Genomic DNA, 12,025 nt, shown 5'->3' with positions numbered 1-12,025 from the left:
TGAAGATTTGAAGATTTGAAGATTTGAAGATTTGAAGATTTGAAGATTTGAAGATTTGAAGATTTGAAGATTTGAAGATTTGAAGATTTGAAGATTTGAAGATTTGAAGATTTGAAGATAGATTAAAACAAAAAAAGAAGATAAAGCTTAAGCTTGATCTTCTTTTTGACCGTACACCCAAGTCGCAGCAATAAAGAAACTAAAACCAACAACCATAAGAACTGCAGATGCCATAACGATGCTCTCTCTGTTTCGGATGCGGTTATTATGTGAAAGTTTTATTACAACTTTATGACAGTCCTGTAATTTTATAAAACAGCCCGCACACAATCAAAATAAAACCATATAATTCATGTATTTACTCATATTTTACCTAGTTAAAAATACCTCAATCAGGCAGTATAGCTTGGACCAGTTCAGTTTAAGGGTGAAATATTTCTCAATGAATAACCGATTTTATCCATTAAACTTTAGCCCAAAAATTCAGCAAAACACCCACAACAGCAACGTTATACCTTATAATTTAGCCCGCTAGCTAACAGCCCGCTCAAGAGATATTTGATATGACAACTATTATCAAGCAAGATGACTTGATCACTTCGGTCAAGGACGCGCTTCAATTCATTTCGTACTATCACCCACAAGACTTTATCCAAGCGATGAGCCGTGCGTACGACCGTGAAGAAAACAAAGCTGCGAAAGACGCCATTGCACAAATCTTGATTAACTCTCGTATGTGTGCAGAAGGTCATCGTCCAATCTGCCAAGATACTGGTATTGTTAACGTATTTGTTGAAGTGGGCATGGATGTTAAATTCGATTTAACCATGAGCCTAGATGATGCCATTAACGAAGGTGTACGCCAAGGTTACCTCGAAAACTCAAACGTACTTCGCGCTTCTGTTTTGGCAGACCCAGCATTTGGTCGTAAAAATACCAAAGACAACACCCCTGCAGTGATTTACCACAAACTGGTTCCAGGCAACAAAGTCGATATTACCGTTGCTGCAAAAGGTGGTGGTTCAGAAAACAAATCTAAATTGGCGATGTTGAACCCATCTGATTCTATCGTGGATTGGGTACTCAAAACTGTTCCAACCATGGGTGCAGGCTGGTGTCCGCCTGGTATGCTCGGTATCGGTATTGGTGGTACTGCTGAAAAAGCCATGATGCTTGCAAAAGAAGCATTGATGGAAGAGATCAACATGGACGAACTCCTTCGTCGTGGTCCACAAAATAAACTTGAAGAACTTCGTATCGAAATCTTCGAAAAAGTTAATGCTCTTGGTATTGGTGCACAAGGTCTTGGCGGTTTAACCACTGTTCTTGATATTAAAATCAAAGACTACCCTTGCCACGCTGCGGGCAAACCAGTCGGCATGATTCCAAACTGTGCAGCAACTCGTCATGCACACTTCCAGTTAGATGGTTCAGGTGTTGCACACATTCAAGCACCGAAACTTGAAGACTATCCTTCTGTGACTTGGGATTCTTCAACTTCTAAACGTGTTGATTTAGACAACATCACTCAAGAAGAAATGAACGCTTGGCAACCAGGTGATACACTTCTTCTTAACGGTACAATCTATACTGGTCGTGACGCTGCACACAAACGTATGGTTGACATGTTGAATAACGGTGAAGAGCTTCCTGTTGACCTGAAAGGTAAATTTATTTACTACGTCGGCCCTGTTGATCCTGTAGGTGATGAAGTGGTTGGTCCTGCTGGCCCGACAACGGCTACACGTATGGACAAATTCACTCGTCAAGTTTTAGAAGCGACGGGCATGTTCGGTATGATCGGTAAAGCAGACCGTGGTCCTGCTGCTGTTGAAGCCATTAAAGACAACAAAGCAACTTACTTAATGGCTGTTGGTGGCGCGGCTTACCTCGTCTCTAAAGCCATTCGTGAAGCTGAAGTCGTTGCTTTTGCTGACTTAGGTATGGAAGCGATCTACAAGTTTGTAGTCAAAGATATGCCTGTATCGGTTGCGGTAGACGTCAATGGTACTTCTGTACACGCGACCGCACCTAAAATCTGGCAAGCTAAAATTGGTAAAATTCCTGTAGTAGATGCTGCAGCAGGCTAAGCCCTAAATTTTGCTTTTTTCAATACCCTTAACATGCTAAGGTCATGTTAAGGGTATTTTTTTATCCAAAATTCTTATTTCAATAATGATAGACAATACACAAGACTATGAAAAAATTACAGCAGACATTTACCACGCTCGTACTTTGCACACTCAGCCTCACGACTTTTGCCAAACCTGCGAGCGAAGCATCCGTTGAAAAGGCACTGAAACTCAGTGATATTCGAGGCACTTTGGCACAATCTCAACAAGAAATGCGCCCTGTCTACCAACAGCAGGCAGAAGAAACAATTAAACAAATCTTTAACACAGCAAACTTAAATCCAGAACAACAAAAAGCGGCCAATCAAATCGCGGACATTACTGCATCTTTCAGTAACAAGCTAATTTCTGATCCCAAGTTTATGCAAATGCTGAAAGATGTTTACCAGAAAACTTTTACTGAAGAAGAAGTGCTTGCCAATATTCAATTCCTAGAAACACCACTCGGGCAATCGATTAACAAGAAAAGTAGCAAAATGATGAGTGAGGTCATGCGCAATAGCATGGATTTATCTACCCAAATGATGCAAGACCCAGCCACCCAACGTGAGATCAACCATCAGATTGAGAAAACCTTAGCACCACTTTTTGAGCAAGCACAAAAGAACCCATAGATCACTTACCAAGTCCGAATATCCCAGAGTTTAAACGGCTGCGTTAATTGCACATCAGAGCCTGCATCATATTTTTCTGCTTTGATTTTTTGTGCTGTATTCCGCAGCGCTCCTGTTTGCTGATCTTGCGCAACGAAGTTATAACTAGAGGATTTCAACTGGGTAAAGGCGATTTCATGTTGTCCCACTTGGTTGGGAACAAGAATCAGAGGACCGGAAACTTCCTGACGCGCATTCAGGTTTTCCTCATCGTATTTCACATAATAACTTTTGCCTGCTTCCACACTAAAATCGAGATATTTCGGCTTTTGAAAATGTTGAATCCCCAAAGGTCGACTACTGGATAAACGATAAGTTCCCGCAGGTAGCTCTAGCCAGTAATAATGATTATTTAGCAGACTAGGGATACGATATTTATTAATAAACAAACTCGATGCCACAATTTCCTGACGATTCCATTTACTATCGGGTCGATACAGATAGACCACGGCAGCCTGATCATGCTGAGGTTGCACAGGATGATAGCGCTGTCCCAACTTCTGATTGACCCAACCACCAACCGAAGTCATGCCGAAACGGTATTGCTCAACCAGCCCCGGCGCTTGACTTGTATTTACTGCATCAAGGGTTGAACTTAATTCAGGCTGCTCTAAAACCACCTGTTTATGACATCCAAATAAAAATAAACTGCTACATAACATCAGATAAAGCGAACGCATGTTGATCCCTCACCGCGTATTTCTTGTATTTATTGGTGTGAATTTAAAATTTATTACAATTTTAGGCATCCTCGCCTTTGCCCAAGATTACCATTGCGCTTTTTGCTTGCAAATAAAAAACGTGCGGAAATCTTAAATTTCCGCACGTTTCAGACGAATAACCATTTAAGCTGATTTTGAATTAATCACCTTTAAATCAACTTTAGCAGTATCTTCAGTCGCAGCTTTTGGTTGACGCTCCGGCTTTAACTCAGGCTTAGCCGTACCGTTAATTACTGCTTCACTCACCACAACTGTCCCGACATCTGTGCGACTTGGTAAGTCATACATAATTTCAAGCAAGGCATTTTCCAGAATCGAACGCAGACCACGCGCACCCGTATTACGCTCAAGGGCTTTCTTCGCCACAGCACGTAATGCAGACTCTTCAAACACCAAATCCACATGTTCCATATCAAACAAATGTTGGTACTGACGAGTTAAAGCATTTTTGGGTTCAGTCAGAATTTGCATGAGTGCTTCTTCATCCAACTCATCCAAAGTCGCAATTACAGGCAAACGACCAATAAATTCAGGGATTAAACCGAATTTCACCAAATCTGTCGCTTCAACTTGACGGAACAAATCTGAAAGCTGTTTGCCTTCATCTTTCTTCTTCACATCTGCCGTAAAGCCAATACCACCCTTCTCTTGACGCTGTTGTACAATTTTCTCTAGACCTGAGAATGCACCGCCACAGATAAACAAGATATTCGAGGTATCAATCTGGATAAATTCTTGCTGCGGATGCTTACGACCACCTTGAGGTGGAATCGATGCCACAGTCCCTTCAATCATTTTCAGCAAGGCTTGCTGTACACCTTCACCCGAAACATCTCGAGTAATCGATGGATTTTCCGATTTACGGGTAATTTTATCGATCTCATCGATATAGATAATGCCCTTTTGCGCCTTTTCTACATCGTAATCCGCTTTTTGTAATAACTTCTGCACGATGTTTTCAACATCTTCACCCACATAACCTGCTTCGGTCAGTGTCGTCGCATCCGCCATGGCAAAAGGCACATCTAATAAACGTGCTAGCGTCTGAGCCAGTAAAGTTTTACCCGAGCCTGTTGGTCCGACCAACAGAATATTACTTTTCGCAATCTCAACCGCGTCGTCGTGCTTATGTCCACCATGGGTCACTTTAAGACGCTTATAGTGGTTATAAACTGCAACTGAAAGGGTTTTCTTCGCCACATCTTGACCAATCACATACTGATCGAGTGCCGCACGAATTTCTTGAGGTTTCGGCAAAGGCTTAGCCGCCCAGTCACCAGATTCGACCTGTTGACTGGTTTGTACTAAGTCTAGGCATACGTCCACACATTCATTACAGATGTACGCGTCCTCACCTGCAATCAGTTTCCCGACTTCAGACTGCGTTTTACCGCAAAATGAACAATGCTTTTGTCCTTGAGGATGTTCGGACATATTTACTCCAATACTAAAATCTTAAAACTTATGGACGTTTGCTAAGCACTTCATCCACAAGACCGTATTCTTTCGCTGCCTGTGCAGTCATAAAGTTGTCACGGTCTGTATCTCTTGCCACAGTTTCATAGTCTTGACCACTATGCTCTGCCATTAAGCGGTTTAAACGCTCTTTAATGAATAAAATCTCACGCGCATGGATTTCAATATCCGATGCTTGACCACGGAAACCACCAAGCGGTTGGTGAATCATAACACGTGCATTTTCTAAACAATAACGTTTACCTTTCGCACCTGCGTTGAGTAAGAATGCACCCATCGATGCAGCCTGACCCATACAGTAAGTCACAACATCTGGCTTAATAAACTGCATGGTATCGTAAATTGCCATACCCGCAGTTACTGAACCACCTGGCGAGTTAATGTATAAATGAATATCTTTATCTGGGTTCTCTGCTTCTAAAAACAACATCTGCGCCACAATTAAATTGGCCATGTTGTCTTCCACTTCACCCGTTAAGAAAATAACGCGTTCACGCAAAAGGCGCGAAAAAATATCAAATGAACGTTCACCACGAGACGATTGCTCAACTACAACAGGGACTAACGCGTTTTCAATAGTTGGAACATACATACGTTTATTTATTCCTAAATTTTTTGTGACTTAACCCATATCCACAATATGAGGGATAATGACCGAAATTGCAAAATATTCCCCATTAAATAACAGATATTTTTTGCATAAGCTTTGTGAATTTAGGACAAGTCGATGCACTGCTGAGATAAAAAAAGGCGCTTAAAGCGCCTTTTTTAACTCAAGCTGATTAGCCTTGTTGACGAGCTTGTTGCTCTTTCAACAATTCTTCATAGCTCACAGTTTTATCAGTTACTTTCGCAGCTGCTAAAATGTGATCAACAACTTGATCTTCTAAAACAACAGCTTCAATTTGTGAACGTTGTTGCTTGTCATTTTTGAAGTATTCAATTACTTCTGTAGGATCTTCGTAAGAAGAAGCCATGTCTTCGATGTAAGCTTCAACACGTGCTTGGTCAACTTCAAGTTTAGCATCCGCTAATACTTTGCTTACCAATACGCCAAGTTTTACAGATTTCTCAGCTTGCTCTTTGAACAATTCATCTGGAAGCATGCTGCTGTCAAATGCTTTAGCACCTTGAGCACCAAACTGTTGTGTGAACTGTTGGATCATTTGTTGACGTTGACGGTCAATTTCTTGAGCAACCATTGCTGCTGGAAGTTCAACTTCGTTTGCAGCAACTAAAGCATCAAAAGTTGCGCCTTTCACTTGGTTACGAAGACCATTTTTCACTTCGCGTTCCATGTTTTTACGTACGTCAGCTTTTAACTTCTCAACGCCTTCTTCTTCAGTTAAACCAAAGATTTGAAGGAATTCAGCGTCAACTTCTGGAAGTTTTTGCTTTTCAACAAGCTTCACAGTGATTTTGAATTGCGCTGCTTTACCTGCAAGGTTCTCTGCTTGGTAGTCTTCAGGGAAAGTTACGTCAATAACTTTCTCTTCGCCTTTCTTCATACCAACGATACCGTCTTCGAAGCCAGGGATCATACGACCAGAACCTAATACAAGTTTAAAGTCTTCAGCTGCGCCACCTTCAAACTTCTCACCATCAACAGTACCTTCGAAATCGAAAGTTACTTGCATGTCTTTTTTCGCCATGCCTTTGGTTTCAGCCCAAGTTGCACGTTGCTTTTGCAGGTTTTCGATCATTTGATCAACGTCTTTGTCTTCTACTGTAGACGCTTTACGTTCAACTTCTAAACCTTCAAATTTAACGTCAACTTCTGGATAAACTTCAACAGTCGCTTCGTATACAAGCGCGTCGTCTTTGTTTTCCACTTTGTCAATGTTTGGCATGCCAACAGCATTGATTTTTTCTTGTTGAATTGCTTCGAATACTGTGTCACGGATTACGTCATTTACCACTTCTTGGTAAATACCCGCGCCATATTCACGGCGAACTACGTTTAATGGCACTTTACCTGGACGGAAGCCGTTAATCTTTACAGTTTTAGCAGTGCGTTTTAAACGTGCTTCAAATTGCTCGTTCACACGGCTCGTCGGTACAGATACATTTAAACGACGGGCAACGCCCGAAACCGCTTCAGAAGTTACTTGCATGGCTTCCTCGAAATTTAGTAATAACAGTTTATAAAAAAGTGCCACATTATATGACAACATTTAAAGATATACAAAACTGGATGTTTAAACTACAGGATTTTATCTTATTTCTTTTGGTCTTTTGTTTCTTTTTCTAAATTTCCGATCATTTCTCCTTTTTTAAACGGCAATTATTGCAAATGATAAACTTTATCATTATCATATACGCAAACATAATATTTATTTTTATTTTCAGATATTTATCTCGTCCAACTTTGGAATTCTATTTATGAGTAAGTTCAACCTTCGCCCCCTTACCTTTGCGATACTCAGTTTATCGAGCAGTGCTGCTTTTGCGGAAAGTCGTACAGAAAACTCCTCCTCTACGCATCAACTCTCCACCATTGTGGTTTCCGCAGCGGGGTTTGAACAAGATATTAAAAATGCGCCTGCTAGCATCAGTGTAGTAACTAAAGAAGATATTGAACGAAAAAATGCGAGCAATATTGCAGATCTGTTAGCCGATGTGCCTGGAATTGACATCCGCTCAGGTGTCGGTAAAACCGCAGGATTAAACATCAAAATGCGCGGTTTAGGCAATGATTACAGTCTAATTTTAATTGATGGGCGACGCCAAACCACATCTTCTGATGTAACGCCAAATGGCTTTGGAGAAACTTCCAATAGCTTTCTCCCTCCTCTTTCGGCGATTGAACGTATTGAAGTGATTCGTGGTCCAATGGCTACTCGCTACGGTTCCGAAGCAATGGGAGGTGTCATCAACATTATTACCAAAAAAATCAGTAATGAATGGCATGGTAATGTTACTGTAAGTGGCAATATGATGGAGCATAAAGCTGAAGCTGACTCATGGAAAACGAGCTTTTTACTCAATGGTCCCATCATTGAAAACCGTCTTGGTCTACAGCTTCGAGGGAGCTATTTAGATCGTCAAAGTTCTGAACGTATCGTTACTGGCTCAACCTCACGTGACCCTCGACCGAGTGAAGCGGATAACTATGATGTTGGCGGTAAACTCAATCTGAGTTTGAATGACCAGAATTCACTTTGGGCTGATGCCTTTCATTCAAAACAAAGCTATAGCAATGCAGGAAACCGTTTAGGTACCCAAGATACTCCTGCTCGAGCACGCGGCTATAAAGATGAATTAGAGTTTAACCGTGAGCAGTATTCTCTTGGTCATGATGGTAATTATGACTTTGGTACTTGGAACACCTATATCAGCCAAACCAAGACAGAAACCATTGGGCGTACAATTCCAACCAATACTTTCCCCAATAATGCGTATGCAGGTCGTGATCGTACATTAGAAAATACAGATTTAGTTGCAGACAGCCACATCATTACCACACTCAAAAACCATAAATTGACTTTAGGTGCAGAATACAAAAAAGCTGAAAGTGTGGATGATATTGCGGGCTTAGGTGCGACGTTCGAGAAGGATTCCTACTCATTCTATGCTGAAGATGAGTGGAATCTATTGGATAATTTACATTTTACCTTTGGCGGACGCTATGAAGACCATTCAGGTTTTGGCGGGCATTTTAGTCCGCGTGCCTATCTGGTCTGGAATACCACAGATGCTTTGACTATTAAAGGTGGTGTGAGTACAGGCTACAAAGCTCCTTCTGCCAAAGCCTTACACAATGGCATTATTAACTTTAGCGGCCAAGGTACAACGCCTGTACTGGGCAATCCAGATTTAAAGCCAGAAACCTCAGTCAATTATGAACTGGGTTTAAATTACCAGCCGACAGACCGACTCGATTTTAATACCACCGCTTTCTTTAATATCGTCGAAGATAAAATTGTATCGAAAAAGTTTGATTGCAGTCTTAGTGATTGTTCTGGCTTAGGCAGTGGTGTGACATCTTATTCCAAGAGCTTTAATGCAGACGAGGCAGAAATTTATGGACTCGAAACTTCACTAAAATATCAAATCATTCCCGAGTGGGACATTAAAGCCGCTTATACCTTTACCGAATCTGAAATTACCAAAGGTGAAAACAAAGGCTATGCACTTGAATCAACCGCTAAACATCTATTCAATCTGACGTCGACATGGCACATCAACGATGCCTTTGATCTGTGGTTACAACATGAATATCAATCTGGTCGTCCACGCTACTTAGAAAGCCAAACTGGTGATGCGCTGAATATTCAGCAGCAAACTGGTAATGAATTCTCTGGTTATAACTTATTTAACTTAGGTACCAGTTATCAACTCAGCGATCAGGTGCGTATTAATGCCGCTGTAAACAATTTATTAGACAAAGACTTTACCGAATACATGGACTACTACGACTTAAATGGTGATGTACAACAAGCCTATAAGTACCTTTCCATCGGTTCTGGAATGTCTGGAACGTATATTTCTGGGCGTAACTACTGGCTATCTATCTCTTACGACTTTTAATATTTAAAATCCCAATAAAAAACCCTGTTTTGGCAGGGTTTTTCTATATTTATATAAAATCATGCAGTTACATACAAAATGTTACACAATCTCATTAATTTTTACATTTTCATTACGCCTATTAATCGACAATTCCAATCATTTACAATTGGTAAAATAAATAAGAATTATTATTATTCGCATACGAATTTTTACTACTCTTTGTGAGTTCAGAAATGTCTTTTATTAAAACGCGTAAAAAATTAGTGTCGACGGCAATTGCCTCTTCTTTATCTGTTATCGCAACAACTGCAATCGCTCAGGATGACGCGACACAACTTCCAACAATTCATACTGAAGCAACTCAAGAAGAATCTTTAAAAGTTGATCAATCTGCAAATGCAAAATTTGTCGCACCACTAAAAGATACGCCTAAATCCGTTTCTGTGCTTTCGCAAAAATTACTCAAAGAAACCAATTCAAATACGTTGTTAGAAGCCTTACGCTATGAACCAGGGATCACTTTGGGTGCTGGTGAAGGCGGTACACCTTTTACAGACATGCCATATATTCGTGGTTATAGCGGTCAATCGTCTATCTATGTGGATGGGGTTCGTAATACTACTTCTCAAAGCCGCGACATGTTTGCCATTGAACAGGTTGAAGTCATTAAAGGCTCATCTTCTGCTCTTGGTGGCGGTGGTAGCGTTGGCGGAAGCATTAACCTGATTCCTAAAGTTGCTCATGAAGGCGACACTTATCAAGGCAGCGTTCAAGGCGGAACCGACAACTATAAGCACATTCAGTTAGATGCCAACAAAGATTTTGGTAATGGCGTGGCTGGTCGTGTCATTGTCATGGGGCATGAAAATGAAAAAGCCGGACAAAGTGATGGTGCTGAATTTGCGCGTGCGGGTATTGCAACCAGTCTCGCCTTTGGTCTAGGTTCTGATACTCGCGGTTCTGTAGGCTATTATTATTTACGCAGCAATGATGAGCCAGATGCAGGTATCCCATTCAACAATGCCAATCCAAGCAGCCCTCCTGCTGGCGTAACAGTAACACCAGGCGATGGTAAACCTGTCAGCGTTAAAGCGGGTACCTACTACGGCTGGAAAGCTCGCGACTTTGATAAACGTGAAAATCAAATTGCGACTTTCAAACTCGAGCATGATTTCAATGACAACCTGACTTTGTCGAACATTGCCACGTATAACAAATCTAAATCTGATTATATCTACACCAATGCAGATGACTCTAAAGGCAACATCTACCGTGGTACTGTTGCTCGTCGTGCTCTAACCCGTATTTTGGATACTGATGCGTATAGCGACCAATTATCGTTGCGCGGTAAATTCAATACTGGTGCATTAAAACACTCGTTTAATGTAGGAACCGAATGGAGCCTGCAAGAAACCGATCAAGGTGTACATACTTTTACCAATGCTGCTGGTGAAACTACATCGACCATTTTAGACAGCAATATTAAAAACTGTACTTCAACTGCTGCTATGTCAAATGGCTGGTGTACAAGTTTAAACAATCCAGGTAACGGTTTGTTTACCGATACTATTGGTAGCATTAAAGGCCAGTCTACTACTCGTAGCCAAACCATGTCTGTGTATGCTTTAGATAGCATTGAATTTAACCCACAATGGTTACTTAACTTAGGTATCCGTTGGGATAAATTTGAAACTGAGAAAAAATACAATAAAGACGTAGCGGGACGTATACCTCATAAAGCGGGTGACAAATTAGAAAGTGATACAGATTTCTTCACTTACCAAGCTGGTTTAGTTTTTAAACCAACAGAAGAAGGTAGCATTTATTTAAGTTACGCTACTTCAGCTAATCCTGTAGGTGTTTTAGCAGAAGGTGATTCAAGTTCAGACTCTATCAGCGATTCTGGTATTGCAAGTGCAACAGCTAATGCCCTCAAGCCAGAAGAAGCACGTACTTTTGAAATTGGGACCAAATGGGACTTATTTAATAATCGTGCCAACTTAACTGCTGCCATTTTCCGTACTGAGAAACAAAATACTCGTATTCAGATTGACCCAACTACAACAGCGAATGCAGGTGAAAGCCGTGTTGATGGTTTCGAAGTCAGCTTAAACGGTAAAATTACCAACAAATGGGAAGTTTCAACGGGTTATAGCTACTTAGACAGCGAAATCACTAAAGCGGCATACAATGCAATCGCACAAGAAGGTAAACCACTACCATTCGTCGCGAAAAACAGCGCAACACTATGGTCAACTTACCGTGTTATGCCGAAGTTAACTTTGGGTGCAGGCGCAGAATATCGTGATCAAGTTTTTGTTAACACAACTGCGCCAAAATACTTACCGACTTACACCATTTACAATGCCATGGCGAAATATGATGTAAACCGCAATGTGAATGTTCAGCTGAATGTAAATAATATTTCAGATAAACGTTATTTCACGAGTGCTCATGCTGCACACTACGCATTTGAAGGCAATGGTCGCAATGCGGTATTGGCCATCAACTTTAAATACTAAGACTTAAT

The 12,025-nt window shown here is 41.0% G+C and carries 8 protein-coding genes; 4 read left to right on the top strand and 4 right to left on the bottom strand.

From position 1 onward, the window contains the following. The first annotated feature begins 563 nt into the window (after window positions 1–563). Together ACX17N_RS11380 and ACX17N_RS11375 are read left to right on the top strand one after the other, a co-directional pair. Window positions 564–2,090 carry a fumarate hydratase gene (locus tag ACX17N_RS11380; RefSeq protein ID WP_458892681.1) on the top strand — a complete coding sequence of 509 codons (1,527 nt, stop codon included), beginning with the start codon at window positions 564–566 and terminating at the stop codon, window positions 2,088–2,090. A gap of 107 nt (window positions 2,091–2,197) precedes the next feature. Then, window positions 2,198–2,746 (top strand): DUF2059 domain-containing protein, encoded by a 549-nt coding sequence (locus ACX17N_RS11375; protein WP_458892680.1) that lies wholly within the window; start codon window positions 2,198–2,200, stop codon window positions 2,744–2,746. Between the two features lie 5 nt (window positions 2,747–2,751). Here the strand turns inward: ACX17N_RS11375 and ACX17N_RS11370 are convergent, their stop codons facing one another. The 4 genes from ACX17N_RS11370 to tig form a co-directional block, all read right to left on the bottom strand. Further along, complete coding sequence (locus ACX17N_RS11370) at window positions 2,752–3,465, bottom strand: DUF2846 domain-containing protein (RefSeq protein WP_458892679.1); 714 nt, start codon at window positions 3,463–3,465, stop codon at window positions 2,752–2,754. 165 nt (window positions 3,466–3,630) lie between these two features. Continuing rightward, window positions 3,631–4,941 (bottom strand): ATP-dependent protease ATP-binding subunit ClpX, encoded by a 1,311-nt coding sequence (clpX, locus tag ACX17N_RS11365; protein ID WP_458892678.1) that lies wholly within the window; start codon window positions 4,939–4,941, stop codon window positions 3,631–3,633. A gap of 28 nt (window positions 4,942–4,969) precedes the next feature. Further along, window positions 4,970–5,575 (bottom strand): ATP-dependent Clp endopeptidase proteolytic subunit ClpP, encoded by a 606-nt coding sequence (gene clpP / locus ACX17N_RS11360; RefSeq protein ID WP_016168229.1) that lies wholly within the window; start codon window positions 5,573–5,575, stop codon window positions 4,970–4,972. Window positions 5,576–5,765: 190 nt separating this feature from the next. Further along, entirely contained in the window at window positions 5,766–7,097 is a 1,332-nt protein-coding gene (gene tig / locus ACX17N_RS11355) for a trigger factor (protein WP_458892677.1), read from the bottom strand. A 268-nt stretch (window positions 7,098–7,365) separates the two neighbouring features. On the opposite strand from tig, the gene ACX17N_RS11350 reads away from it, so the two are divergent. Then, window positions 7,366–9,513: a TonB-dependent receptor domain-containing protein gene (locus ACX17N_RS11350; RefSeq protein ID WP_458892676.1), complete on the top strand. Its 2,148-nt coding sequence runs from the start codon at window positions 7,366–7,368 to the stop codon at window positions 9,511–9,513. 215 nt (window positions 9,514–9,728) lie between these two features. Beyond that, window positions 9,729–12,017 (top strand): TonB-dependent receptor, encoded by a 2,289-nt coding sequence (locus tag ACX17N_RS11345; RefSeq protein WP_458892675.1) that lies wholly within the window; start codon window positions 9,729–9,731, stop codon window positions 12,015–12,017. Window positions 12,018–12,025: the final 8 nt, after the last annotated feature.

The organism is Acinetobacter sp. GXMZU3951, from assembly GCF_054457875.1.
Note: the sequence above shows the minus strand (reverse complement) of the source record. Positions and strands in the feature narration are given on the sequence as shown.

What these genes read in the sequence shown, in the direction of transcription:
- ACX17N_RS11380 (WP_458892681.1), top strand. Translation starts at nt 564, where the DNA reads ATGACAACTATTATCAAGCAAGATGACTTGATCACTTCGGTCAAGGAC.
- ACX17N_RS11375 (WP_458892680.1), top strand. Translation starts at nt 2,198, where the DNA reads ATGAAAAAATTACAGCAGACATTTACCACGCTCGTACTTTGCACACTC.
- ACX17N_RS11370 (WP_458892679.1), bottom strand. Translation starts at nt 3,465, where the DNA reads ATGCGTTCGCTTTATCTGATGTTATGTAGCAGTTTATTTTTATTTGGA.
- clpX (WP_458892678.1), bottom strand. Translation starts at nt 4,941, where the DNA reads ATGTCCGAACATCCTCAAGGACAAAAGCATTGTTCATTTTGCGGTAAA.
- clpP (WP_016168229.1), bottom strand. Translation starts at nt 5,575, where the DNA reads ATGTATGTTCCAACTATTGAAAACGCGTTAGTCCCTGTTGTAGTTGAG.
- tig (WP_458892677.1), bottom strand. Translation starts at nt 7,097, where the DNA reads ATGCAAGTAACTTCTGAAGCGGTTTCGGGCGTTGCCCGTCGTTTAAAT.
- ACX17N_RS11350 (WP_458892676.1), top strand. Translation starts at nt 7,366, where the DNA reads ATGAGTAAGTTCAACCTTCGCCCCCTTACCTTTGCGATACTCAGTTTA.
- ACX17N_RS11345 (WP_458892675.1), top strand. Translation starts at nt 9,729, where the DNA reads ATGTCTTTTATTAAAACGCGTAAAAAATTAGTGTCGACGGCAATTGCC.